The following is a 25,747-nucleotide window of genomic DNA, read 5'->3' on the forward strand; positions in this document are numbered from 1 at the left end:
CGCGCGTCCGGCCGCGCGCGGGGCGGCCCGCGTGGCGCGCCCGGCGCGCGCGGTCCCGGCCTCGGCCGAGACGGTCGAGGTCAGTGGCGCGCGCTTCCATTCGCGCGGCGCGGAAACGGCGGTGACGCGTGCGACGATGGACCAGTTCGTGGCCGGCACCAGCCCGCTTCAGGTGCTGGCACTGACGACCCCGGGCGTCAGCTTCGGCTCGGACGACGCGCTGGGCCTCGATACGGTGGCCAACACGCTGTATATCCGCGGCTTCAACCAGACGCAGATCGGCGCGACGCTGGACGGCATCCCGATGGGCGGCCAGGGCTTCCATAACTGGAACGGCCTGGGCATCGACCAGATGGAAATCCAGGAGAACCTGGCCGGCATGACGGTGTCGCAGGGTGCCGGCGCGCTCGACACCCCGTCGGCCCAGACGCTGGGCGGCGCGATCACCTATACGTCGGCCGATCCGCTGGACAAGGCCGGCGGCCGCGTCAGCCAGAGCTTCGGCAGCTACGATGCGTTCCGCACCTTCGCGCGGGTCGACAGCGGCGTGCTGAATTCCACCGGCACCAAGTTCTACGCCTCCTACGCCCGCACCGCGCAGGATCTGTGGAAAGGCTTCGGCGACCAGCAGGAGCACCAGGCCAATTTCAAGCTCGTGCAGCCGCTCGGCGACAAGGGCAAGATCACGGCCATCTTCGATTATTCGAACTTCGCCCAGTACAACTATCTGGGTCTGACCAAGAACATGTGGCAGAAGATGGGCCGCGACACGACCTATCTGAAGCCCAACTACGCGCAGGCCAAGGAATGGGCCGCCGCCGCCCAGGCCGGCACGGTGCCCGGCAGCGTGCAGGGCGTGCTGACGCCCGACGAGGTCGGCGACTACGCCTATGACGGCACGCAGACGCAGCGCAACTACCTGTCGGCGCTCAAGGCCGACTACCAACTGTTCCCCAACGTGCTGTCCAAGTCCGTGGCCTATGCCCACGTATCCAGCGGCGATTACAACGGCAGCAATCCGTTCCTGACCTCGCCCACCTCGCAGGTGCCGATGGCGCTGGAAGCCGGGCATGTCGACGTCCGCCGCATCGGCTTCACCCAGAGCTTCGACATCACCGTCGACAAGAACGACATCAAGACCGGCATCTGGTACGAGAACGACACGTTCGACTACGCGATGCGGATGTACGAAGACGGCGTGGACCAGGCCCATAATTCCAAGAGCGGCTTCAAATCCTCGCAGGCCACGACCTGGTGGGCCGATTCGTTCAACACCAATACGTTCCAGTATTACCTGCAGGACACGTATCACATCATCCCGGGCATGACCGTCACCGCCGGCTTCCGCTCGCTGCTGCAGACGACGCATGGCGGCACCAGCGTCGACAATTCCAGCAGCCTGGGCGACTGGGGCGTCTATTACAGCCACCCCGCATCGGGCAGCATGACGGCGGCCGACGCCTTCCTGCCGCACTTCAATTTCGATTATCACTTCCTGGACCACCATGAAGTGTATTTCGACATTGCCGAGAACATGCGCGCCTACGATTACGGCACGCAGAGCGGCAGCGGCAATCCGTGGGGCGGGCTGGGCAATGCCAGCACCCCGGCGCAGACCGTGTTCAACGCCAACAAGAACAAGCTGAAGCCCGAGCGGACCTGGAACTATGTCGTCGGCTACCGCTACGATTCCAAGCTGTTCTCGGCCAGCGTCGACTACTACCACACCGATTACTACAACCGCCTGGCAGCGATCACCGCCGGCCCCACCGGCGCGCAGTACAGCTCGATCGAGAATATCGGGCGCGAGAGCATGAACGGCGCGGACGTGATGGGCACCATCCGCCCGGTGCGCGGGCTGGAGATTTCCAACAGCTTCAGCTGGAACGACGCGGTCTACGAAAACGCGAACCTGCCCTACAAGGGCAAGCACCAGGTCTTCTACCCGAAGTTCATGTACAAGGCGAACCTGTCCTATACCTATCGCCACGCGACCTTCAACTTCAACGCGACCTATAACGCCGCGCGGCCGATGACGTACATGAACGACGTCAAGATCCCCGCCTACTGGACGTCGAACCTCAGCGCCGCCTACAATTTCGGGCGCATCGGCTTCGCCAACAACCTCAAGACGACCTTCGGCATCACCAACCTGTTCAACAAGAACTATATCGGCGGCGTCTACGGCGCGGCATCGGTCTCGGGCGACGACAACCCGGTCCTGTATGTCGCGGCCCCCCGCGAGTTCTTCGGCACGGTTTCCGCCGAATTCTAAAAACGCCTGACGCCGGCCGGATATTTCGATCCGGCCGGCAAGAATCCGGGCCCCGCACCCCGATCATTCGACAGCGAACGGGTTTCCAGGGGGAGCCCTGACCTTCGCTCTCCACGATCGCGCCCGCCTCCTCTCCGCCGACCCCGGGGCCGCGCCAGCGTCGCCCGTTCGGCCGGCACGATCAGCCCACCCAGCAGACAGGACAGGCCTACCCCCGGCCCGGCAGTGGCGATCGACGCGGAAAAGCCCACGAACAGGCTGGCGCCGATCACCCCGCCGATCAAGGTCATGGCGACATGCCGCCGGTGCAGGAGGCCGGGCGCCGGCTGTCCGGTCATCGGCTCCTGTCCCCTGCGGGCCACGGGGACGGGGCCGATTACAGGTATCGATCTCGAAAGGCCATGGGCGGCAACGATCGGCCCGCCGGGGCGTTGATTCCCTGCGTGCCGCCGCGCGCCCTTGTCGCCTGTTTCCGATCGGTCTTATGGTCGTCGTGCTTCCCGGCCGGGTCCTCCGGCCCCCGATCCTCCCGGAAGCCAGCAAGGCGGCAGACCGGCCGCCGGCGCGCCCCAGCGGCGCGGGTATGGAGAAACAAGGCATGGCCCTTCGCAGTCTTTTCGTGACCGTCATCGTGGGCGCGGCCGTCTCCGCCGCCGCCATCGCGCCGGCATGCGCCCAGTCGCCCCTCTACCAGGGCAAGCGCGGGGCTGCGATCGGCATCGCGGGGGCCATCGCCGACAAGGACCGGCCGGCCGACGATTTCGCCCGCGACAAGGACCGCAAGCCGGCCGCCCTGCTGGCGTTCGCGGGCCTCAAGCCGGGCATGAACGTGGCCGACATCATGCCGGGCAAGGGCTATTTCACCCGCCTGTTCAGCAACGTGGTTGCCGGCCGGGGCCATGTCTGGGCCGTGGTCCCGACCTGGCTGGTCGAAAAGAAGCCGGCGGCGGCCGACGCGGTCAAGGCCATCGCCGCGACCCCGGCCTTCGCCAATGTCTCCGTGCTGGTCCAGCCGCTGGACGCGCTCCAGTTCCCCCGCCCGCTCGACCTGGTCTGGACGGCGCAGAATTATCACGATGTCTATTACGGGGCCGGCGCCGACGCGGCGCTGGCGTTCGACAGGTCGGTCTTCGCCGCGCTGCGCCCGGGCGGCGTGTTCGTGGTGATCGACCATGTGGCCAATCCCGGTGCGGACCCCGACATCGCAAAGCTGCACCGCATCGACCCGGCGATCGTCCGCCGGCAGGTCGAGGCCGCGGGCTTCCATTTCGAAAGCCAGAGCACGGTGCTGGCCAATCCCGACGACACCCATACGGTGCCGGTGTTCGACCCCGCGATCCGCGGCCATACCGACCAGGTCGTGCTGAAATTCCGCAAGCCGGCACGATAATGTCCGCAACCGCCGCGATCCGGGGCCAGATCATGAAAATGCGCTCTCTCCTGATGGCGGCGTTCCTGCCCGCCCTGGCCGCCTGCCAGACCGCACCGGTGCGGTCCCCCGCGCCACCCGCCCCGCGCGTCGCGGGAACGCTGACGGGCCAGGCGCCGCTCGATGCGGCCGACGGCGTGCCGGGCTCGGGGCGGGCGCTGGCCGTGACCTACCTGTCCACCGACGGGGTCACGGGGTCCGGCCTCGTGCCCGTCACCGGCGAGGTCATCTATCCGCCCGGCCCGCCGCCGCCCGGCGGGTGGCCGATCGTCGCGTGGGCGCACGGCACGGTGGGCATCGCGGCGGCCTGCGCGCCGTCGCGCAACCCGCATTCGCTGCGCGACCAGGATTATCTGGGCGCGTGGCTGCGCCGGGGCTTCGCCATCGTGGCGACCGACTATCAGGGCCTGGGCGGCGGCGGCACGCACCCCTACCTCAATGCCCGGGCCGAGGCCTACAGCGTGCTGGACGGCGTGCGCGCCGCCCTGTCGGGCCTGCCGGACCTGCGCGATACGGTCATGATCGTCGGCCAGTCGCAGGGCGCGGGCGCCGCCTTCGCCGCCGCGTCCTACGCGCCCGCCTATGCGCCCACGCTCGATATAAGGGGCACGGTGGCCACCGGCATCCCCTACATGACGCCCGAAATCGCCAAGAGCCTCATGCATGGCGGGGCAGGGCGGATGCCGAAGGGGCAGGTCGATCCGGTCGTGGCCTATGCGCTGCTGATCGCGGCATCGGCGGCGGGGCTCGACCCGGCCTTCGACCCGGCGGCGGCCTTCACCCCCCGGGCGATGCGCGCCTTCCACGCGGCATCGCAGACCTGCCTGTCCGACCTGCTCGACATCGTGCGCGACGACGGGCTGACACGGGCCAACAGCTTCCGCCCCACCCTGCCGCACGCGCTGGCACCCGCGCTGCGGGCCATGGCCTTCCCGACGCTGAAACTGGCCGCGCCCCTCTTCGTCGGCACGGGGGCCGAGGACCGCGACGTGGCCCCGCTGGGCCAGCTCCTGCTGGTGCGCGATGCGTGCCGGGCGGGCACGACGGTCCAGGCCCATCTCTACAAGGGGCTGGATCACGGGCAGACGGTCATGGCATCGCTGGCCGATTCCGCCGCCTTCACCCGGGCGGTCATGACCGGCGCACCCGTCACGCCCGACTGCGCTCCCGTCGCCCGCGCGCCCGATACCGGCTGGACGGAATCCGGCAAGAATATGTCCCCGGTCCCGGTAAAATAGACAAAGACCCCGATTCGACGGGGAAATAATTATGTCCAGTCCTACAAATAATTTCCAATTGTAACGCGAGGGCACGTACGGGTTTCCGCCATCATTTCCGCTGCTAGATTGCCGCAGCTGTTTCGACCGGAGGAATCACCGTGGCCGCTCCACACAAGACGATCCTGCCCTCGCATGCGGTCAGGGAGAGCGGCCCGTTCGACCATGTTCCCGTCGCGTCCCTGCCGTCGCGCACCTTCGCGTGCCTGACCCGTCTGGCGGGTTTCCACCTGCCGACCGACATCCACGAATGGACGGCACGGGCCGGCATCCGCCTGCCCATGGGCGTCAAGCGGCGCGCGCGCATGGCGCTGATCGCCCGGCGCGGAATCCTGTTCGTCCATGTGCCCAAGAATGCCGGCACCTCGATCGCCACCGCGCTGTACGGCCGCACGCTCTCGCACGAATCCATCCGCTATTTCCAGGACGTGGCGCCGGCCCTGGCGCGCGACCTGCCCAGCTTCGCGATCCTGCGCGAACCGGTGGACCGCTTCCTGTCGGCCTACAGCTACGCCCGCAACGGCGGCACGCGCGACCGCATGGTGGCCCCCGGCTTCCGCGACCGCTACATGGGCTTCCGCTCGCTGGACGACGCGCTGGACCATGTCGAACAGGCCCGCTCGGTCTACGGGGTGGACCATATCTTCCGCCCGCAATCCTGGTACGTCACCGACCGGGCCGGCCGGCCGGCGGTGCGCCACCTGCTGCGCATCGAGGACGTCGCCCGCCTGTCCACCCTGATGCCGGAACTGGGCTCCGTCAGCCTGCCGCGCCTGAACGAGGGCCGCCCCCACGGTCTGGCCCCGACTCCCCGGCAACGCGCGCGCATCCAGGCCATCTACCGCCAGGATATCGCGCTGTTCACCCAGGCCTCTGCCTAGCTCTCCCGGGGGCCGACGGGCGCATCGGCAAACGCACCGGCCACATGCGTCAGCCACGAGCGCAGGCGCACCAGCGCCGGGCGCTCCCAGCTGTTTTCGGGGATGAGCAGCGTATAGGCCCCGATCGCAACACCGTCGAAGGGCGCCCCCGGCGGCCCCACGCGCACCAGCGTGCCGTTGCGCAGATCGTCTTCCAGCAGAAACGGATTGGCCAGCGCCACCCCCTGTCCCTCGCGGGCCGAGGCCAGGACCAGATGCGCATGCCACAGCCGCGCCGCAGGGATCATGGATGGCGCGGCCACCCCTTGCCGGGCAAGCCAGGTCAGCCATTCGCTGCTGTCCTCCTCGGCCAGCAGCGGCTGCGACAGCAGGTCCCCCACGGTGCGGATCGGCCCGGCACGGCGCATGAAATCCGGGCTGGCGACTGGAAAGACCGGCGGCCGCGCCAGTTCCGCCTGGCGGATGCCCGGCTGCGACTCGTGCGGCTTGCCGTCGATCTGGTAACGGATATCGGCATCCACCCCGTCGGACCAGAAGCGCGCGCGCGCATCGGTGGGGCGCAGCAGCAGGTCGATATCCGGATATTCGGTCCGGAAGCTGCCCAGCCGGCGCACCAGCCAGTGAAAGGCGAAGCCCGGCACGCACCATACGCTCAGTTGCGGCAGGTCGCCCGCGCGCAGGGCCTCGGTCGCGCGGGCGATCTCGTCCAGCGCGGTGGCGATCCGGTCGTGATAGATCCGCCCGGCCTCGGTCAGCCCGCCGCCCGCGCGGTCCAGCAGCGGCACCCCGGCCCATTTTTCCAGGGCACGCAGATGGCGGCTGACGACGGCGTGATCGATCTGGAGCCATTCGGCCGCGCGGCGGATGCCGCGCGTGCGGCCGAACGCATCGAAGGCGCGAAGCGGTCCGAAGGGCGGGAAAGGGCGTCTGTCTGCCATGGAATGCCGGAAACCGAGGGAAGCGAGCGGGCGTGACCAACAGGATAGTGGTGCCTTTTGGTCACCACAATGGCAACGAAGGCAACTTTTGCAAATTATTTCGATGGACTAACGGGTGTGATACGGACGCATCTGTTTCAGGAAAAGCCTGCGTTCCGGAACAAAAGATCTTGTCAACGGAACCGTCTTGTTTCGAGACTGAATTCAGGCGGACGACCGATGTTACGAACGCGCGACGCGGCGTTGGGGGAAAGACGGCACATGCGATCAGGACGGGTTTTGGTGCGAAACGGACAATTCTTGCGTGCCCGACTTCTCGGAACGGCGATGCTGGGCGGTGTCATCGGGGGCGTGATCGGCGCCCCGGCCTTCGCCCAGACGGCGCCCGAACCCGCCACGGCATCGGCTCCCTCCGCGAAGAAGGCGTCGCCTGTGCGCCACGGCGCGGCCCAGCCGGGCAAGAAGGCGGCGGCACCCTCCGGCACGCATGTCTCCGTCCGCCCCACCGCAGCGCCCCGCGCGGCCGAGGAAGCGGTCAATGTCGTGGCCAGCCACCACACCTCGCATGGCGCCGAGGCCAGCATCAGCCGCGCGATGCTGGAATCGCAGGTCGCAGGCACGAACATTCTCAAATCGGTCGGCCAGATGCCGGGCGTCAGCTTCAGCTCCAGCGACCCGCTGGGCCTCGATACCTGGGGTACCAGCGTCTATGTGCGCGGCTTCTTCCAGGATTCGATCGGCATGACGCTGGACGGCGTGCCGCTGAACGACCAGACCTACACCAGCGTCAACGGCATCAACGTCGCCAATGCGTGGATCTCCGACGACATCCAGGGCGTGGAAACCTCGCAGGGTGCCGGCGGCGTCGACCTGCCGGGCAATTCCAGCCTGGGCGGCACGATGCGCTTCCATACGTCCGACCCCAAGGACAAGGCCGGCGCCAAGGTGTCGCAGGTCTTCGGCAGCTACGGCACGCTGCGCACCTATGTCCGCGCCGACAGCGGCGCGCTGAACCAGACCGGCACCAAGTTCTACGCCGCCTATTCCCGCGCGGACGAGCGGAAATACGATGCCGACACGCCGGGCTTCATGCAGACGGTCAACGGCAAGCTCGTCCAGCCGATCGGCCATGACAGCCGCATCACCGCCATGTTCAACTGGAACGATGCCGAGGTCTGGGGCTACGCCGACAAATCGCTGAGCATCCTCAAGAACGCCGGCTGGCGGACCGAATCCTGGGCCCCGAACTACAAGGGCGCCTACAATGCCTCGGAATATGCGTGGGTCAACGATAACGGCCTGGCCTATACCGGCCCCGGCTCCTACGATGTCGGCAGCGGCACGCCGCTGATCCTGCCGAAAGGCACCACGCCCACCATTCCGGCAACGTGGCAGAACACCAACGAGGGCGCGGGTACCGCCTATTACGATGCGGGCCAGTCGACGCAGGATTACCTGGGCAGCATCAACGCCGACCTGGCGCTGACCAACGCCCTGCGCTGGAACACGGTGTTCTATGCCGGCGCGTCCGACAACCACGCGACCTACGGCGATCCGTGGACCCAGTCGCTGGGCACCGGCGCCCCGCTGTCCGAAGAAGTGTGGCAGAATTCCTATCGCCGCTTCGGCTTCACCAGCGCCTTCACCTGGCATATCGGGCGCCACACCATCAATGTCGGCGGCTGGTACGAGAACAATTCCCAGCGCTCGGGCCTGTTCTGGTACAACGAGCCTGTCTACGGCCAGGGCGCCCCGCTCAAGACGATCGGCCCGTACACGACCTACGGCGCCGCGTTCCAGCAGGGCTACGGTTTCACATGGAACACAAACAGCTTCCAGTTCCATGTCATGGATGCCTGGCGCCCGGTGGAAGGGCTGACGGTCACGTACGGCTTCCGCTCGATGCTGCAGACCACGTCGGGCGGCGCCTATTACGGCAATGTCGATGCCGGCTACGGCACCGGTGTCGGCGCCGATTCCGGCCTGCCCAGCGGGTCCATGACCTCGGCGGCTGCCTTCCTGCCGGCCGTCAACCTCGATTACCATTTCGGACGCGGGCATGAAGTCTATTTCGACTTCGCCGAGAACATGCGCCCGTTCATGGTCGCGCCCTCGGGCGGCTCGGTCTCGCCCTGGGCGGTGTCCTCGCAATCCGCGTTCCGCGATCTCCAGCGCAACCTGCCGAACGAGCGCGATTTCACCTATGTCGTCGGCTACCGCTATACCTCGCGCAAGATCCAGGCCTCGGTCGACGGCTATCATTCCGACGTCTACAACCGCCTGATCTCGGCCTCGGTCGGCTCGCTGAACAACCCGATCACCTCGGTGGTCAATTCCAAGCACGCGACGATGTGGGGCGCGGACGCCGCGCTGACCCTGCAACCGTTCGAGGGGCTTGCGCGCGGCCTGGCCTGGACCAACTCGATCAGCTACAACCATTTCACCTATGGCGACGACGTCAATATCTGCCCGCTCAACGGTGTCTGCGACATCAAGGGCAAGCAGATGCTCGCCTACCCGGCGCTGATGTACAAGACCAGCCTGTCCTACGAGTACAAGGGCGCATCGGCCCATTTCGACGTCAACTACTACGGCAAGCGCTATTTCTCGTACATGAACGACACCAGCATCTCGCCGTACTGGATGGCCAATCTGGGCGCCAAATACCGCTTCGGCAATCTGAGCGTGCTGAAGAACGTGACCCTGGCGTTCGAGGTCTATAACCTCTTCAACCAGAAATATATCGCGATGATGGGCGAGAACGGCTTCCCGATCGGCGGCCAGTCCGGCGACGGCGGCGACTACCAGTCGCTGGAGCGCGGCGCGGTGCGCGAATATTTCGGCACGATCAGCGCCGAATACTGACAGGGGGGCACGTCCGGGCCATGCGGTCCGGACACGCCGCGTTCAACAGGGGGCATAAGGCCGGATGCTGGGTTGGAACATGAAGGCCGCGCGGCGCGCGGCAATGGCCGCCATGCTGGCCGCACCGGCCGGCGCTGCCTTGGCCGCGTCGCCGGTCCTGCAGGCCGAGCAGAGCGACGTGGCAACCCTGCCGCCGGTCGGCGCGCACTGGGTCCTGCCCGCGACCGACCGCGACGCCTACACGCTCTACGATGCCGATGCGGGCAGGATCCTGGGCACGCTGCCGGCCAGCATCCTGGGCAATATCGCCCTGTCGCCCGACCGGCGCACCTTCTACGTCGCCGACACGATCTGGTCGCGCGTCGACCACGGCACGCGGCAGGACCTGCTGCAGGAATATGACAGCCATACCCTGGCCCTGCGGCGCGAGATCCCGCTGCCGCCCCGCGCGCTGGCGGTCTACAAGGGGCAGGATTTCGATGTCAGCCCCGATGGAAAATGGGGCTATGTCTTCGACATGAGCCCGGCGACATCGGTCACGATCGTCGACCTGGCAAAGGGCGCGGTGGCCCGCACGGTCGACATCCCCGGCTGTGCCCTGGTCTTCCCGTGGAAGCAGGGCGGGTTCTCCAGCCTGTGCGGCGACGGGTCGCTGACCAATGTCGGCTATGCGGGCGACCAGCCCACCGTCACCCACACCGCCCCGTTCTTCGACGCCAACAACGACCCGATCTTCGAGCAGGGGCTGGTCGACCGCGCGACCGGCCACGCCCTGTTCGTCTCCTATACCGGCAAGGTCTACGAGGCCGCGCTGGGCCAGAAGCCCGACATCGCGGCCTCCTGGTCGCTCCAGGCGGCGGCCGGCCAGCCCGTGGCCGGCACCGGCGTGCAGGAACAGGCCTGGCGCCCCGGGGGCAAGCAGCCCTTCGCCTGGAACCGCGCCACCGGCCACCTGTTCGTGCTGATGCATGTCGGCCCGCACTGGACGCACAAGACCGACGGCACCGAAATCTGGGAATTCGATCCCACCCGCCACGCGCTGGTCCGCCGCATCGACCTGCCGCAGCCCGCGCGCGGCATCGCCGTCAGCGGCGACGCCGCCCCGCTGCTCTACGCCACGTCGCCCGACGGCACGATGACGGTCATCGACGCCCGCACCGGCACCGTCCGCCGCACGGTCGAGGCCCACGCCCAGTCCATGATCGTGGCCCCCGACCTCCTGCCCGGCCGCAACGGCTGATGGCACCGGCTTCCTCGCTCGCCGTCCTGGCCTGGGCCCAGGCGCTGGACTGGCTGCTGCTGCTGGCGCTGGCGCCGGTTCTGGTCCTGCTGTTCCGCCGCATGCGCTACCTGTTCGCCAAGGTGGCCCCGGTCGGCGCGCTGATGACGTCGGGCGGCCCGCCCCCCGGCCAGGTGCTGCCGCCCCGGCCGGTGCGCGCGCTGGACGGCACGGCGCTGACGGTGGGCGGCACGCAGCCCGCGGGCACGCGCACGCTGCTGCTGTTCGTGTCCGGCACCTGCCCGATCTCGCGCAAGATGCTGCCCATCGCACAGGATTTCGTGCGGCGCGAGGCCATCGCCCTGCTGTGCCTGGGTGACGATACCGACGCGATGCAGCACGAGCTGGTCGCCCGTTTCGGGCTGGCCCCCGCGCGCTTCGTCAACGACCCCGAGATCGGGCGCGAGCTGGGCATCGACAAGCTGCCCTTCGCCCTGCTGCTCGATGCGTCGGGCAGGATCGTGGCCAAGGGCCTGGTCAACAATCGCGAACATCTCGAAAGTCTGGTTGTGGCTGGCGAAACCGGCCACGTCTCGGTGCAATCCTATCTGGACGCGCGGCCCCGCGCGGCATGACAGCGCCGGCCCCCCGGCCTCGCCAGGAGTAACACGCCAATGCCGGTTTCCTTCCTCGACACGCTGGGCGAAGCCGTGACCCGCCGGCTGGCGGCCCGATCCTCGCGGCGCGGCGTGCTGGGGCGGGTCGGGGCCGCCATCGCGGTGGCGCCTGCCTTCCCCCTGCTGCCGGTCCGCCGGGCCGACGCCGCGCCCGCCACCCCGGCCCCGACCCTGACGGATTTCGAGCGCAGGGCGCAGAGCACCGACCCCACCAAATGCAATTACTGGCGCCACTGCGCCATCGACGGCGTGCTGTGCGGCTGCTGCGGCGGCGGCATCCACACCTGCCCCCCGGGCACCGAGCCCTCGCCGGTGTCGTGGATCGGCACCTGCCGCAACCCCGACGACGGCCGGTCCTACGTCATCGCCTATCGCGACTGCTGCGGCCGCAATATCTGCGCCGCCCCCAAATCCTGCGGCTGCAACACGGCCGACCGCGAAATGCCGATCTACCGGCCCCAGGCCAGCAACGACATCATCTGGTGCTTCGGCACGGCGTCGACGGCCTATCACTGCTCGACCGCCGCCATCATCGGCCAGGCCGGCTGACGGGCCGGGGCGCCGCCGCAAGGCGGCGCCGTGCGACGATGCGCCATCGCTTCCCGATCCTGTTCCTGGTGGCCCTCCTGCCGGTCCTCGTCATGCTGGGGCTGGCCCGCGCGGCACCGACGGCCGGCGCCCTGCCGGTCATCCCGGCGGTGCAGGGCCATTACCTGATGGGCTGCGGCGGCTGCCACGGCGTGCAGGGGCGCTCGGGGCGCGAGGTCGTGCCCGACCTGGCGGGCCAGGTCGGCTATTTCCTCTGCACGCCGCAGGGGCGGGACTATCTGGTCCGCCTGCCCAACGTGGCCTTCGCCAACCTGTCGTCCGAGGACCTGGCCCGCATGATGAATTTCGTGGTCTTCACCTTCGGCGGCGCCAGCGTACCGGCCAACAGCCGCCCCTACACGACGGCCGAAATCGCAACCCTGCGCGCCGACCCCCTGCGCGTGGCCGACCTGCATCTCTATCGGCAGCAGGTGGTGCGGGCGGTCGTCCAGGCCTGCCCGAGGGCCGCGGGGCTGCATGGCTACGATGTGGCGCAGGCCGCGCGCACAGGCCAATAATGGCCCCCACCGGAACGACCGGAAACGGACGAGGCAGATGACACAGACTTCCCATCGCGGGCCCCGGGCATGACCCACTCCGCCCTCCTGCCGCTGGCCGGCGCCCTGCTGGCCGGCGGCATCGGCACGCTGCTGCTGGCCGCCGGCATCGCCAAGCTGCGCGACCATGACGGGTTCCTGACCAACCTGGCCGCCTACCGGCTGCTGCCCGATCCGCTGCTGGAACCCGCCGCATGGGGCCTCGCGGCGGCCGAAACCGGCGTCGGCGCTGCCCTGCTGGCCGGCATGGCGCCGCTATGGGCCGGCATCGGCGCGGCCCTGCTGTTCGTGCTGTTCGCGGGGGCCATGGCGATCAACCTGCTGCGCGGCCGGTCCGACCTGTCCTGCGGCTGCCTGCCCGGCATGGATTCCGCCCGCCTGTCGTGGGGTGCCGTGGCGCGCAGCGCCCTGCTGGCCCCGGCCGCCCTGCTGCCCGCGCTCACGGGCCTGCCCGCCTCCCTGCTGCTGCACTACCAGGCGGCGGCGGCCGGCGCCTGCCTGCTGGCGCTGGTCCTGGCCCTGTCGCACCTGATATCGGCCGTCCCGGCCCCCGAGGAACATTCCGCATGATGACTGTCCTGATCGTGTCGCAGGGGCTGCTGTTCGCCGCCATCGTGGCCCTGGTGCTGGTGGTGCTCGCCCTGGCGCGCCAGATCGGCATCCTGCACGAACGCATCGCCCCCATCGGCCAGCAGAACCCCCAGCGCGGGCTCGAAGTCGGCCAGCCCGTCCCCCGCATCACCATGCGCACGCTCGACGGCACGCCCTTCCCGGTCGGCGAGCGCCTGCCGGCGGGCACCATCCGCATGCTCCTCTTCGTCGGCGCCGACTGCCCGGTGTGCAAACGCGTCCTGCCCATCGCGCTCGACGTCGCCCGCGAACGCGGCCTCGACCCCGTCCTGGTCGGCGACGGCGCCCCGCCCGAACTCGCCGCCATGCGCGACCGCCTCGCCCTGCCCGATATCCCCTTCGTCACCGGCGTCGAACTCGGCTTGGTCCTCCAGGTCAACCGCCTCCCCACCCTGGTCCTGCTCGACGATAACGGCACCATCCTCGCCCGCGACGTCGTCAACACCCGCCGCCAGGTCGAAGCCCTGCTCCCCACCGTCGCCAGCCGCCCAGCGGCGGCGTGAGGGGGTAGTTTCCAAAGAGCGACTTCCAGCTTTCCCGAATTGACGGTGGCCGGCGATCTGGTTTGAATTCGATATGTGATCCAGGACAGAAACCGGGCCTTGGACGCCCTTCGGCTTTGCGTGACCATGCTGGTCCTGCTGCATCACACGATCCTCGCCTATTGCCGGTACGGCCATTTCGATCGCGCGCATTATCTCTGGTCCAGTGCCCCGATCGTCGATCCGCAACGCTGGATCGGCTTCGACATTCTTCAGGATTTCAACGACACCTATTTCATGTCCCTCATGTTTCTGGTGTCGGGGGTGTTCGTCCTGCCCAGCCTCCGGCGCAAAGGGGCCTGGCGCTATGCCCGGGACCGCATCAGGCGGCTCGGGCTTCCCTTCGCCCTCTGCGTCACGCTGATCATGCCCCTGGCCTACTACCCCTCGATCCGGCAGACGGGCCTGGATCTCTCGCCGGGGCAATACTGGTTCGGGTATTTCACGCGCTTCGGATGGCCAGGCGGTCCCGCATGGTTCATCTGGTTCCTGCTGGCACTCGATCTGCTCGGCAGCGCCCTGATGCGGCGATGGCCGACCCTGCCGGAAAAGCTCGCCGCGGTACCGGACCTGATCGTCGCCCACCCGGCACGATGCCTGCTCGCATTCCTGGCCGCAGCGTGGGCGGCCTACCTCCCAGCATGGGCGATAGCGGGACCGGATCGCTGGTTCAGCCTGGGACCATTCGCCGTGCAGGAAAGCCGGGTCGGTCTCTACACATTATTCTTCATCACCGGCGCCGCCGCCGGCGTGGCCGGAGTCCATCACCCATTGTTCAGCCGAAACGGGCCCCTTGCCCGCCACTGGACCGGTTGCGGCCTGCTGGCCGGTACGGGCTTTGGGCTTCTTCTCGGGCTGCAACTTGCATCGCTGCACCATCTCCGGCTGCTGCCTGCCCCTTCCTGGCAAGCCGCCGCCATCGCGCTTCTATTCGTGCTGTGCTGCGTATCGTCCAGCATGGCGCTGACCGGCCTGTTCCTCCGCCTCATCGAACAGGGCCCACGCTGGATGGATAGCCTGGTCGATAACGCCTACGGCATCTACCTCCTTCACTACGTCTTCCTGACCTGGACCCAGACGGCGCTCCTGTCGCGCCAATGGGGCGCATTGCCCAAAGCCGCCACCGTCTTCATGGCGGTTCTGCTCTCAAGCTGGGCGCTGACGGCCTTTCTGCGACGCAGCCGGATGGCCAGATCCGTGCTGTAAATTGTTCGACTCCATCAAGCGCATCATGTCGCCCGATCCGGCCCAAAATACAGTCAGGTATGCGTGTAAATCATAGGTAAGCCGACCCATATCGAGCCCGCCTGTCATAAACCTCCGGAATAGTCTGATGGATTGCTTTTTTATATTATAGATTGAGAAAATTTTGCCGAAATCCCCGATTCTATCAAGGAAAAAGCAGAATTTCCGCTTTGCGTTTTTCGTCTGTTCCCGGGAGAAAGCATTCAAAAGGTATCGAATATCAATTGAAGACTATCGCATGACCGATCGTTTTCCGACATGCCGGCTAGTCTGCTTTCAGTCTCTGTGATGAGTCGTGCCGATAGATTGCCAGTGCCGGAAAATTGACATGACAAAGGCTGCGTCATCCGTCAGATCGAGAAACAACAGTGGGGTAAAGTTGGTGATTTGCCTATTCCAGTCCAATTGGCATGCAGGTCGCCATTTTCAAGCCATCAACACTGAATTCAAAGGACTATTCTGCTGAAATGCCGTGTCTTGTCAGTCAGGAGGGGTTGGCGTAACCGGGGTTTGTCAGAACCTCGGGCCGCCTTGACCATGTCCGGTCTGCGGGGCCGCGTTTCGGGTCCATACACATCAATGACGTTGGGATTGCGATGAAAGCCTATTCAGATTACCTGACCGAAATCAAGGACAGAGCAAATCAAGGGCTCGCTCCCAAGCCGATCGACGACGGTGCGCTCGTCCAGGACATCATCACCCTGATCCAGGACGCCGGTAACGAACACCGGCCCGAGGCCCTCAAGTTCTTCATCTACAACACGCTGCCCGGCACCACGAGCGCCGCCGACGTCAAGGCGGCCTTCCTGAAGAAGATCGTGCTGGGCGAAGCGGTCGTCCCCGAGATCACCCCCGCCTTCGCTCTCGAGCTGCTGTCGCACATGAAGGGCGGCCCCTCGATCAAGGTGCTGCTCGACATCGCGCTGGGCGATGCCGGCCCGCTCGCGAAGCAGGCGGGCGAGGTGCTGAAGACCCAGGTCTTCCTCTACGACGCCGACATGTTCCGCCTGCGCGACGCCTTCAAGGCGGGCAACCCCATCGCCAAGGACGTGCTCGAAAGTTACGCCAAGGCCGAATTCTTCACCAAGCTTCCCGATGTCGAGGACGAGATCAAGGTCGTGACCTTCGTCGCGGCCGAGGGCGATATCTCGACCGACCTTCTGTCGCCGGGCAACCAGGCGCATTCGCGCTCGGACCGCGAGCTGCACGGCAAATGCATGATTTCGCCGGAAGCCCAGCAGGAAATCGTCGCGCTGCAGAAGCAGCACCCCGACAAGCGGGTGATGATGATCGCCGAAAAGGGCACGATGGGCGTCGGCTCGTCGCGCATGTCGGGCGTCAACAACGTGGCGCTGTGGACCGGCAAGCAGGCCAGCCCCTACGTTCCGTTCGTCAATTTCGCCCCGATCGTCGCGGGCACCAACGGCATCTCGCCGATCTTCGCGACCACGGTCGACGTGACCGGCGGCATCGGCCTGAACCTGAAGAACTGGGTCAAGAAGACCGGCGCGGACGGCAAGCCGATCCTCAATAACGACGGCAACCCGATCCTCGAGCAGAAATACTCGGTCGAGACCGGCACGGTCCTGAAGATCGACGTGAAGGGCAAGCAGCTCCGCGACGAAAACGGCAAGGAACTGGTCGACGTCGCCGCCGCGTTCACGCCGCAGAAGATGGAGTTCATGAAGGCGGGCAGCTCCTACGCCATCGTCTTCGGCAAGAAGCTCCAGACCTTCGCGGCCCAGACGCTGGGGATCGAACCGACCCCGGTCTTCGCCCCGAACAAGGAAATCACGGTCAAGGACCAGGGCCTGACCGCGGTCGAGAAGATCTTCAATCGCAACGCCGTCGGCGTCACGCCGGGCAAGGTCCTGCATGCCGGGTCCGATGTCCGCGTGAAGGTGAACATCGTCGGCTCGCAGGACACGACCGGCCTGATGACGGCGCAGGAGCTCGAGGCGATGGCGGCCACCGTCATTTCGCCGCTCGTGGACGGTGCCTACCAGTCGGGCTGCCATACGGCATCCGTGTGGGACAAGAAGGCCCAGGCGAACATCCCGAAGCTCATGAAGTTCATGAACGATTTCGGCCTGATCACCGCGCGCGACCCCAAGGGCGTCTATCACGCGATGACGGACGTGATCCACAAGGTGCTGAACGACATCACCGTGGATGACTGGGCGATCATCATCGGCGGCGACAGCCATACCCGCATGTCCAAGGGCGTGGCCTTCGGCGCCGACTCCGGCACCGTGGCGCTGGCCCTGGCCACGGGCCAGGCGACGATGCCGATCCCGCAGTCGGTCAAGGTCACGTTCAAGGGCAAGATGCAGCCGCACATGGATTTCCGTGACGTGGTGCACGCGACCCAGGCGCAGATGCTCAAGCAGTGCGGCGACAACGTCTTCCAGGGCCGCGTCATCGAGGTGCATCTGGGCACGCTGCTGGCCGACCAGGCCTTCACCTTCACCGACTGGACGGCGGAGATGAAGGCCAAGGCCTCCATCTGCATCTCGCAGGACGAGCCGCTGATCGAATCGCTGGAAATCGCCAAGTCGCGCATCCAGATCATGATCGACAAGGGCATGGAAAATGCCGCGGGCACGCTGAAGGGCCTGATCGCCAAGGCCGACGCCCGCATTGCCGAGATCCGTTCGGGCGAAAAGCCCGCGCTGGCCCCCGATGACAATGCGAAATATTTTGCCGAAGTCGTGGTCGATCTCGATATCATCGACGAGCCGATGATCGCTGATCCGGATGTGAACAACCCCGACGTGTCCAAGCGCTACACCCACGACACGATCCGCCCGGTTTCGTACTATGGCGGCACCAAGAAGGTGGACCTCGGTTTCGTGGGCTCGTGCATGGTGCACAAGGGCGACATGAAGATCGTGGCCCAGATGCTCAAGAATCTGGAGAAGGCAGCCGGAAAGGTGGAGTTCAAGGCACCGCTGGTCGTCGCCGCACCCACCTACAACATCATCGACGAGCTGAAGGCCGAAGGCGACTGGGAAATTCTGGAGCGCTATTCGGGCTTCGAATTCAACGACCTGCTGCCGAAGGCCAACGCGCGGACCGAGTACGAGAACATCCTCTATCTCGAGCGTCCGGGCTGCAACCTGTGCATGGGCAACCAGGAGAAGGCCGAAAAGGGCGATACCGTCCTGGCGACCTCGACCCGCCTGTTCCAGGGACGCGTCGTCGAGGATTCCAGCGAGAAGAAGGGTGAATCGCTTCTGGCCTCGACCCCGGTCGTGGTGCTGTCGGCCATCCTCGGCCGGATGCCGAGCAATGACGAATACAAGGCCGCCGTCGAAGGGATCGATCTCACCACCTTCGCTCCGCCGAAGGCGACCCCGCTCGACTCCCGCTCCGTCCACTACTAAGGCGTCCGGGCAAACGGGCCTTCCAGGCCCGTTTGCCCTGTGACGTTTCCCCCTCGGGGGAAACGTGAACGCGCCGGCCCAATCCGGGCTCTGCCCGGACCCGGCAGGGCCCGAGGCCCTCGTGAAACAGCCCCAAAACGAACAGGGGTGAAGGGGACGACCGTCCCCTTCCGGCTCCAGGGTGGAACCCTGGACCTGCCTTCACGCAGGCAATTACGCCCCCAGCACCCGCTCGATAATCGCCAGCCCTTCCTCGATCACGCTATCGGGCGCGGTCAGCGGCACCAGAATACGCACGGTCTCGCCCAGCACGCCGCAGGACAGCAGGATCAGGCCGTGCTCGGCGGCACGGGCGCAGATGGCGCCGGCACCACCCTTGCGGGGGGTCTTGCCGTCGGCTTCCAGAATATCGAAGCCGATCATCGCACCGGGCCCGCGCGCGGCGCTGAAGGGCACCAGGCCCGGCTTGCCGCGCAGCGCGTCCAGCCGGTTGCGGATGCGCGCGCCGATCACGTTGGCACGTTCCACCAGCCCTTCCTCGGCGATCACATCCAGCACCGCCAGCCCGGCGGCACAGGCCAGCGGCGCGCCGGCATAGGTACCGCCCAGCCCGCCGGGGCCCACTGCATCCATCAGCTCGGCCCGGCCGATCACGCCCGACAGCGGCAGCCCGCCGCCCAGCGACTTGGCCACGCACACCAGGTCGGGCGCGACGCCGGACAGTTCGATGCCGAACAGCTTGCCGGTGCGGGCAAAGCCGGTCTGCACCTCGTCGGCGATCAGCTTGATCCCGTGCGTGTCGCAGATGGCGCGCAGGGCCTGCAGCAAGGCGGTGGGGGCGGGGCGGAAGCCGCCTTCGCCCTGCACGGGCTCGATGATGATGGCGGCGACGTGCGAGGGGTCGATATCCGCCGCGAAAAGCAGGTCGAGCGCGCGCAGGCTGTCGGCAACCGCGATATCGCCGGCCGGGAAGGGCAGGTGATAGACCCCGCCGGGCATGGTGCCGAACGGCGCCTTGTAGGGCAGCACCTTGCCCGTCAGGGCCGAGGCCAGCAGCGTGCGGCCGTGGAAGCCGCCGGTAAAGGCGATCACGCCGCTGCGCCCGGTGGCGGCACGGGCGATCTTCACCGCGTTCTCGGTGGCTTCGGCGCCGGTGGTGAACAGGATGGTCTTGGCCGGGCCGGGGAAGGGGGCCAGCGCATTCAGCCGCTCGGCCAGCGCGATATAGGATTCGTAGGGCGCGACCTGGAAGGCGGTGTGGGTAAACAGGTCCAGCTGCCGCCGCACCGCCGCCATCACCTTCGGGTGACGATGGCCCACGTTCAGCACCGCGATGCCGCCGGCGAAATCGATGTACCGCTTGCCCTCGACATCCCACAATTCGGCATTTTCCGCCCGGGCGGCATGGATGGTGGTGGCCGAGCCGACGCCGCGCGGCACAGCCGCCTCGCGCCGCGCCTGAAGGGCGGAATTGGTGGATGACATGGTCGCCTGTCCTCGTTGTCTGATGGGCCCGGTCGCGGGGGGAGGGGCCGCCGTCGCCGGCGCCGTACCGATGGGTTGTACCGCCCGCGCCCCCGGGGCGGGAGACGCCTTGTCGGTCGTCGGTGGTGCCTTTCTGTCACCATCCTGTCATGGCGCCTCAGGTGGTCAGTCGGGGGGGGCGTGTGTATGGTGCGCCCACTTCGGACCGGGGGCGGTGCATGCCTCGCGCGCCGAAGGGGGGGAACAAGTCGAACACCGCCCATGCATGACGTCATCCTCAGCCTGATCCTGTTGTTTGTCGCCGCTTTCAGCAGTCTGGCCGCCCGCCTGCTTCCGGTAACCGTCCCCTTGCCGCTGTTGCAGATCGGCCTGGGCGTGCTGGGGTCGATCGCCGGGCTGCATGTCGCGCTGGACCCCGACATGTTCATGCTGCTGTTCATCCCGCCGCTGCTGTTCCGCGACGCGTTCCATATGCCGATGCGCGAATTCGGGCAGCTGCGCACGATCATCTTCGCCCTGGCGGGCCCGATGGTGCTCGCGACGACCATCCTGTGCGGCTACGCGATTCACCTCATGCTGCCGCCCTTGCCGCTGCCGGTCTGCTTCGCGCTGGCGGCGGTGCTGTCGCCGACCGACGCGGTGGCCGTCGGCGGCATGCTGGGCACCTCGGTGCCGCGCACCATCGTCCATATGCTCGAAGGCGAATCCCTGCTCAACGACGCCTCGGGCCTCGTCTGCTTCCGCTTCGCCACCGTCGCGGCCATGACCGGCGCGTTCTCGCTGCGCGGCGCGCTGACCACGTTCAGCCTGCTGTCGCTGGGCGGCATCGCCATCGGCGTGCTGGTCTGCCTGGCGGCGGCGCGGCTGGACAAGATCCTGCTCGCCCGGGGCTACGACGATCCGCCGACGCAGATCACCTTCATGCTGCTGCTGCCCTTCGCCGCCTACATGTCGGCCGAGGCTATCGGCTGCTCGGGCATCCTGGCGGCGGTGGCGGGCGGCATGACCATCAAGCTGACGGGCGTGCTGCAGGAAACCCAGATCACCACCCGCCTCCAGGCCCGCACGATGTGGGACATGGTGGGGTTCATCTTCAACTCCGTCATCTTCCTGCTGCTGGGCCTGCAACTGCCGGCGCTGGCGACCAACGGCATGGCGCTGGTGCGCGCCGCCGACCGCTCGCCATGGCTGCTGCTGCTGCTGATCGTGGCCATCCACCTGGCGATGTGCATCCTGCGGGTGGCCGGGCTGGCGCTGATCCTGGGCATCGCGGCCTGGCGCGCCCGGCATGATCACGGGGTGTTCCGCTGGCCCGGCTGGCGCGGCCTGCTCGTCACCACCGTCGCGGGCGTGCGCGGCGCCGTCACGCTGGCGGCGGTGCTGTCGCTGCCCCAGGCGGCGGACGGCGTGGCGGGCTTTCCCGCGCGCGACCTGCTGGTGACGGTGGCGGTGGGGGTCATCCTGGTGTCGCTGCTGACGGCCAGCTTCTCGCTGCCCTGGCTGACCAGGGGCCTGATGGACGGCCTGGTCGACCCCCAGGCGCGCGAGGTCAGCTGGGCCCGCCTGGTCCTGGTGCGCACGATGCTGCGCGCGATGCGCGAGGAGCAGCAGGGCCTGACCACCCGCGCCAAGGCCCGCGACGAGGCCGGCGAAATGCGGATCGAGATCATCGCCCGGCTGATGCAGGAATATGAAAACCGGCTGAACCAGCTCCGCCGCAACAGCAATGGCGAGGCCAGCGCCGCCCAGATCGTCTCCATCCGCCGCATGCGCCTGGAACTGGCGCTGAGGCTGAACAACCTGCGCACCTCGCGGATCGAACTGCGCAACCTGCGCGACGCGCAATATATCAATGACGAGACCGAATCCGTCCTGATGCAGGAAATGGATTACGAGGAGCAGGTGCTGAGGAACCGCGCCCGCAGCCTCCCCCGCGTCGGCTAAATCCTGCCCGTCACCGCGCGCTGGCGGCGGTCCGACGCGCATTTCCTGCGCTTCGCTGCTCACGGCCCATCAGGCCGCTCCGCTGCGATGCTCGGAAACGCACGCCGGCCGCGGCCCGTGCCGGGCCGCTCCCACTCACCAGCCCACGGTGCCGGGCAGGATTTCCCACCGGTCGGGTCGATAGCGGTCCGTCTGGATCTGGGGGCGCCCTGCGGGCACTTTCCGCGCTTCGATGTTCGGAAACGCATGCCGGGCGCGGTCATTGCGGGCCGCGCCCGTTCGCAGGCCCTATGCCGGGCCGGCGTTGGTGCCGGGGGGCCGGCACCGGGTCGCGCTGATATCAGATCGAGCGCGGGCGGCGCGGCGTGCCGCCGGTGGGGCGGGGACCGCGGCCCTCGGGGCGCGGGCTGCGCGGGCCGGGCCCGGCATCCTTCAGCACCGGGGCGGCGGCCAGCTCGGCTTCGAGCTGGCGGATACGCTTCTGCACGCTCTCGCGCAGCGTGGGCGCGGTGTGCGACTTCATGGTCGCGAGCGTCTCGCGCAGGTCGCGCAACTGCTTCTGCTTTTCCGCGTGCGTGCGCCGGATCGGCTGGTTGTCGGACATCTGGCCGTGAAATGCGCGCATGATGGTGGTGTCCATGTGAGAAAATGAAATGGCCCGGGCACGCCCGGACAGAGGTGAAGAAACGCGCCAGACGCGCGAACGGCCACAAGCGGGCACAAGAAGCCCCTGGCCGCACGGCGCCCCCGCCGGGGGCCAGAGGCCCGTATCCGGTGGAGGATCGGCGGTCAGTCCGCGTTTCGGTTCAGGATGGCTTTCAGCGCCTCGGCCAGGCTCCGACATTCCTCGTCGGTGCCCACCGTGATGCGCAGCCATTCCGCGATCCGGGGTGTCCTGAAGTGACGCACGATGATCGACCGCTCCCGCAGGGCGGCGGCCAGAGCGGCGGCGTCACGGTCAGGGTGGCGGGCGAACACGAAATTCGCCTGCGAGGGCAAGACCTCGAACCCCAGATTCTTCAGGCTGGATACCAGCCCGCTTCGCGTTTCTATGATCTTTCCCGTGGTTCGCGCAAGCCATTCCCGATCCGCGATCGCCGCTTCCGCGCCCGCCTGCGCCAGACGGTCCAGCGGATAGGAATTGAAGCTGTCCTTCACGCGGTTCAGCGCCTCGATCAGGTCCGCCTGGCCGATCGCATAGCCCACGCGCAGCCCCGCCAGCCCGTGCGACTTGGACAGGGTGCGCACCACCAGCAGGTTCGCATGCCGGCGCACCAGCCCGATCGCGCTGTCGGCGCCGAAATCGACATAGGCTTCGTCGATCACCACCACCCGCTCGGGGTGGGCGCGCAGCAGAGTCGCGATCTCGTCCAGCCCCAGCGCGATGCCGGTGGGCGCGTTGGGGTTCGGCAGCACGATCCCGCCGCATGGCCGGCGATAGGCCTCGACATCCACCCGCATCGCCGCGTCCAGCGGCACCGGCTCGTGCGCGATGCCGTACAGGCCGCAATAGACAGGGTAGAAACTGTAGGTGATGTCGGGCGTCAGCAGCGGCGCGTCGTGCTGCAACAGGGCCTGGAACGTATGGGCCAGCACCTCGTCCGACCCGTTGCCGACGAAGACCTGCTCCATCTCCACTTCATGCGCCCGCGCGATGGCGGCGCGCAGCCGGTCGGCGGCCGGGTCGGGATACAGGCGCAGCGTCTCGTCGGCGGCGGCGCGAATCGCGGCCAGTGCGGCGGGCGAGGGCCCATAGGGCGATTCGTTGGTGTTGAGCTTGATCAGGTTCGCCAGCTTCGGCTGCTCGCCGGGAACATACGGCGTCAGGCTGTGGACGATCGGGCTCCAGAAACGGCTCATGACGGGTTCCGCTGACGCAAGGCATGGGACGGCCCGGCAGGGATGCCGGGCCGCGTTCGTTCTAGTCCAACGCGCGCCGGACGGAAACGCCCGTCCGGCATGGCCGTCAGGCGGTGGGCAGGGCCGGCATCAGGGCCGTGACCTCGGTCAGGCCCAGCTGCGCCGCCAGCAGCCGCGCGCTGTTGCCCTCGCCGTCGCGCAGGTCCGGGTCGGCCCCGCTTTCCAGCAGGAAGGCCGCCATGGCGCCGCGGTTGAACATCACGGCAAAGATCAGCGGCGTGCGCCCGGCATGGTTCGGCGCATCGATCGCGGCCCCGGCCGCGATCAGCTGCCGCGCCACCGCCAGGTCGCCCTTGAAGGCCACGCCGGCCAGCGCCGTCGCCCCCTTGTCGTCGCGCAGGTCCACGCTGGCGCCCCCGGCCAGCAGGGCGGCCACGGTGTCGGCATGGCTGTTATAGGCCGCCAGGATCAGCGCCGAATGCCCGCGCTCGTTGCGCAGGTCCGGGTCCATCCCGGCTTCCAGGAAACTGGCGACCAGGTCGGCCTGCCCGTCGCGCGCGGCGTCCAGAAACAGGCGGACGATCTGCTCGGGGGTGAAGGACGCGGCGTCTTCATCCACCGGGGCGGTCGGGGTGTCGGGATCGGTGTGGGTCATCGCGGCCTCGCTGAGGGTGGTCTGGGCGGGTGATCTGGTTCGGGTTCTAGCCGCTGATTCCCTCCCGCGCGAGGTCGCGATGCGCGCGGGCGCGGCGCCCTGGCGTCATGACACGGCATTCCCCATGGCCCAGCCCGACGAAACGCGCCTCCGCCAGCCCGGCGGCGGCACGGGCGGCGGCCATCCGGCGCAGCGGCTCGTCATACGCCTCGTCGGTCAGGCGGAAGGTGCCGTAATGCATGCCCACCGCCTGCTCCGCATCCAGGTCGATCATGGCCGCGACCGCCTCCTCGGGCGTGACATGGACCGGCTCCATCAGAAAACGCGGGTCATACGCCCCCACCGGCAGCAGCGCGATATCCGGCGCCCCCAGCCGGGCGCGGATCTGCGCCCAGTGCCGGCCATGGCCGCTATCCCCGGCGAAGAAGACCGACGGCGCCGGCCCGTCCCCCGCCGGGCGGATGTCGAATCCGCACCACAGCGCCCGGTTGGCGTCGAAGGGCGTGCGGGCCGATCCATGCCGCGCCGGGGTGGCGGTCACGCGCAGGCCGTCGATATCGTGCCCCTCCCACCAGTCGCATTCCACGATCGCGCGCAGCCCGGCCTTGCGGATGTGCCGCGCATTGCCCGGCGGGGTGATGACGATGGGCGCGTCCCGCCGGGCCAGGGCGGCCAGGCTGGGCAGGTCCAGATGGTCGTAATGGCAGTGCGACACCAGCACCAGGTCCACCCGGGGCAGGGCATCCAGGCTGCGCCCCGGCGGCAGCGCGCGGCGCGGCCCCGCCCAGCCGACGGGCGAGCAGCGGTCGGAGAAGATCGGGTCGGTCAGCACCGTCAGCGCCCGTCCGTCGCCGCGCGGCAGGCGCAGCAGGAAGGTACTGTGCCCGATGAAGGTGACATGCACGGTCCCGGGCGCGGGCAGGGCATGCGGGTCGCCGGCGGGCGGCGGCATGGCCGGGGCGGCCCAGGCCGGCAGCCGGCGGCGGCGCCACTGCCAGCGCAGGATCTCGGCCAGCCCGACCCGCTCGCGCCGGGGGGCGAGGGGCAGGATGGAGGGCGGGTTGAAGAATCGGCGCCCGTCGCAATGATCCGACATCGGCAGCGTGGATGGCGGCATGGGCAGATCTCCTGTTGCCGGCTTTCTTATGGCCTGTCCGGCCGGCGGGGAAAAAGCGTGTTTCGGGATGTGCCGGGAAAATCGGTCGAGGATTCGTGAAAATCCCGTACTGGAAACCTGCGGCCGCGAGGCGTTGTAATGGCGGCAGCCGCCTCCGTGCGGGCGTGGCGACTTGCC

Annotated in this window: 21 protein-coding genes; 14 read left to right on the plus strand and 7 right to left on the minus strand. The window is 67.8% G+C overall.

Features of this window, described 5'->3' with window-relative positions:
* Positions 1-136 precede the first annotated feature (136 nt).
* The gene (locus HLH27_RS09995) at positions 137-2,275 is read left to right on the plus strand and encodes a TonB-dependent receptor family protein (protein ID WP_182950077.1); all 2,139 of its coding nucleotides are present in this window, start codon (positions 137-139) and stop codon (positions 2,273-2,275) included.
* Here HLH27_RS09995 and HLH27_RS10000 read toward each other — a convergent pair.
* Positions 2,272-2,613, minus strand: coding sequence for a hypothetical protein (locus HLH27_RS10000; RefSeq protein ID WP_182949893.1), 342 nt, complete (start codon positions 2,611-2,613; stop codon positions 2,272-2,274). The two genes, HLH27_RS09995 and HLH27_RS10000, sit on opposite strands and share 4 nt — an antisense overlap.
* A 260-nt stretch (positions 2,614-2,873) precedes the next feature.
* Between HLH27_RS10000 and HLH27_RS10005 the strand changes: the two genes are divergently transcribed.
* The 3 genes from HLH27_RS10005 to HLH27_RS10015 all read left to right on the plus strand — a co-directional run bounded on the left by HLH27_RS10005 (position 2,874) and on the right by HLH27_RS10015 (position 5,862).
* Positions 2,874-3,665: a class I SAM-dependent methyltransferase gene (locus HLH27_RS10005; protein WP_182949894.1), complete on the plus strand. Its 792-nt coding sequence runs from the start codon at positions 2,874-2,876 to the stop codon at positions 3,663-3,665.
* A 32-nt stretch (positions 3,666-3,697) separates the two neighbouring features.
* Positions 3,698-4,942, plus strand: a complete 1,245-nt coding sequence (locus HLH27_RS10010) for a lipase family protein (RefSeq protein ID WP_220790368.1) — start codon at positions 3,698-3,700, stop codon at positions 4,940-4,942.
* A 140-nt stretch (positions 4,943-5,082) separates the two neighbouring features.
* Positions 5,083-5,862, plus strand: a complete 780-nt coding sequence (locus HLH27_RS10015; RefSeq protein ID WP_338029885.1) for a sulfotransferase family 2 domain-containing protein — start codon at positions 5,083-5,085, stop codon at positions 5,860-5,862.
* Here HLH27_RS10015 and HLH27_RS10020 read toward each other — a convergent pair.
* Entirely contained in the window at positions 5,859-6,800 is a 942-nt protein-coding gene (locus tag HLH27_RS10020; protein WP_182949895.1) for a LysR substrate-binding domain-containing protein, read from the minus strand. The genes HLH27_RS10015 and HLH27_RS10020 overlap by 4 nt on opposite strands.
* 327 nt (positions 6,801-7,127) lie before the next feature.
* On the opposite strand from HLH27_RS10020, the gene HLH27_RS10025 reads away from it, so the two are divergent.
* The 9 genes from HLH27_RS10025 (at position 7,128) to HLH27_RS10065 (ending at position 18,509) form a co-directional block, all read left to right on the plus strand.
* Positions 7,128-9,665 carry a TonB-dependent receptor domain-containing protein gene (locus HLH27_RS10025; protein ID WP_182949896.1) on the plus strand — a complete coding sequence of 846 codons (2,538 nt, stop codon included), beginning with the start codon at positions 7,128-7,130 and terminating at the stop codon, positions 9,663-9,665.
* A gap of 64 nt (positions 9,666-9,729) precedes the next feature.
* Positions 9,730-10,905, plus strand: coding sequence for an amine dehydrogenase large subunit (locus HLH27_RS10030; RefSeq protein WP_182949897.1), 1,176 nt, complete (start codon positions 9,730-9,732; stop codon positions 10,903-10,905).
* Positions 10,905-11,519 carry a thioredoxin domain-containing protein gene (locus HLH27_RS10035; protein WP_182949898.1) on the plus strand — a complete coding sequence of 205 codons (615 nt, stop codon included), beginning with the start codon at positions 10,905-10,907 and terminating at the stop codon, positions 11,517-11,519. The genes HLH27_RS10030 and HLH27_RS10035 overlap by 1 nt, the downstream gene beginning before the upstream one ends.
* A gap of 39 nt (positions 11,520-11,558) precedes the next feature.
* Positions 11,559-12,110: a methylamine dehydrogenase light chain gene (locus HLH27_RS10040; protein WP_182949899.1), complete on the plus strand. Its 552-nt coding sequence runs from the start codon at positions 11,559-11,561 to the stop codon at positions 12,108-12,110.
* Between the two features lie 38 nt (positions 12,111-12,148).
* Positions 12,149-12,667 (plus strand): hypothetical protein, encoded by a 519-nt coding sequence (locus HLH27_RS10045; RefSeq protein WP_182949900.1) that lies wholly within the window; start codon positions 12,149-12,151, stop codon positions 12,665-12,667.
* 69 nt (positions 12,668-12,736) lie between these two features.
* Positions 12,737-13,276, plus strand: a complete 540-nt coding sequence (locus HLH27_RS10050; protein WP_182949901.1) for a MauE/DoxX family redox-associated membrane protein — start codon at positions 12,737-12,739, stop codon at positions 13,274-13,276.
* Positions 13,273-13,839: a redoxin family protein gene (locus HLH27_RS10055; protein ID WP_182949902.1), complete on the plus strand. Its 567-nt coding sequence runs from the start codon at positions 13,273-13,275 to the stop codon at positions 13,837-13,839. The genes HLH27_RS10050 and HLH27_RS10055 overlap by 4 nt, the downstream gene beginning before the upstream one ends.
* A gap of 99 nt (positions 13,840-13,938) precedes the next feature.
* Positions 13,939-15,084 (plus strand): acyltransferase family protein, encoded by a 1,146-nt coding sequence (locus HLH27_RS10060; RefSeq protein WP_182949903.1) that lies wholly within the window; start codon positions 13,939-13,941, stop codon positions 15,082-15,084.
* 635 nt (positions 15,085-15,719) lie between these two features.
* Positions 15,720-18,509 (plus strand): bifunctional aconitate hydratase 2/2-methylisocitrate dehydratase, encoded by a 2,790-nt coding sequence (locus tag HLH27_RS10065; RefSeq protein WP_182949904.1) that lies wholly within the window; start codon positions 15,720-15,722, stop codon positions 18,507-18,509.
* Between the two features lie 213 nt (positions 18,510-18,722).
* Here HLH27_RS10065 and gabT read toward each other — a convergent pair whose 3' ends face one another.
* Positions 18,723-19,994 carry a 4-aminobutyrate--2-oxoglutarate transaminase gene (gene gabT, locus HLH27_RS10070; RefSeq protein WP_182949905.1) on the minus strand — a complete coding sequence of 424 codons (1,272 nt, stop codon included), beginning with the start codon at positions 19,992-19,994 and terminating at the stop codon, positions 18,723-18,725.
* Positions 19,995-20,255: 261 nt separating this feature from the next.
* Here gabT and HLH27_RS10075 point away from each other — a divergent pair, with 261 nt between their 5' ends.
* Complete coding sequence (locus tag HLH27_RS10075) at positions 20,256-21,938, plus strand: Na+/H+ antiporter (protein ID WP_182949906.1); 1,683 nt, start codon at positions 20,256-20,258, stop codon at positions 21,936-21,938.
* 340 nt (positions 21,939-22,278) lie between these two features.
* On the opposite strand, the gene HLH27_RS10080 is transcribed toward HLH27_RS10075, so the two are convergent.
* The 4 genes from HLH27_RS10080 to HLH27_RS10095 form a co-directional block, all read right to left on the minus strand.
* Entirely contained in the window at positions 22,279-22,563 is a 285-nt protein-coding gene (locus tag HLH27_RS10080) for a mitochondrial import receptor subunit TOM20 (protein WP_182949907.1), read from the minus strand.
* A 164-nt stretch (positions 22,564-22,727) separates the two neighbouring features.
* Positions 22,728-23,798, minus strand: a complete 1,071-nt coding sequence (gene hisC / locus HLH27_RS10085) for a histidinol-phosphate transaminase (RefSeq protein ID WP_182949908.1) — start codon at positions 23,796-23,798, stop codon at positions 22,728-22,730.
* A 106-nt stretch (positions 23,799-23,904) separates the two neighbouring features.
* A complete protein-coding gene (locus tag HLH27_RS10090) occupies positions 23,905-24,453 on the minus strand; it encodes an ankyrin repeat domain-containing protein (protein WP_182949909.1) in 549 nt (182 codons plus the stop codon).
* A gap of 46 nt (positions 24,454-24,499) precedes the next feature.
* Positions 24,500-25,570 carry an MBL fold metallo-hydrolase gene (locus HLH27_RS10095; protein ID WP_182949910.1) on the minus strand — a complete coding sequence of 357 codons (1,071 nt, stop codon included), beginning with the start codon at positions 25,568-25,570 and terminating at the stop codon, positions 24,500-24,502.
* Positions 25,571-25,747: the final 177 nt, after the last annotated feature.

This window comes from Gluconacetobacter takamatsuzukensis (genome assembly GCF_014174275.1).
Classification (GTDB): domain Bacteria; phylum Pseudomonadota; class Alphaproteobacteria; order Acetobacterales; family Acetobacteraceae; genus Gluconacetobacter; species Gluconacetobacter takamatsuzukensis.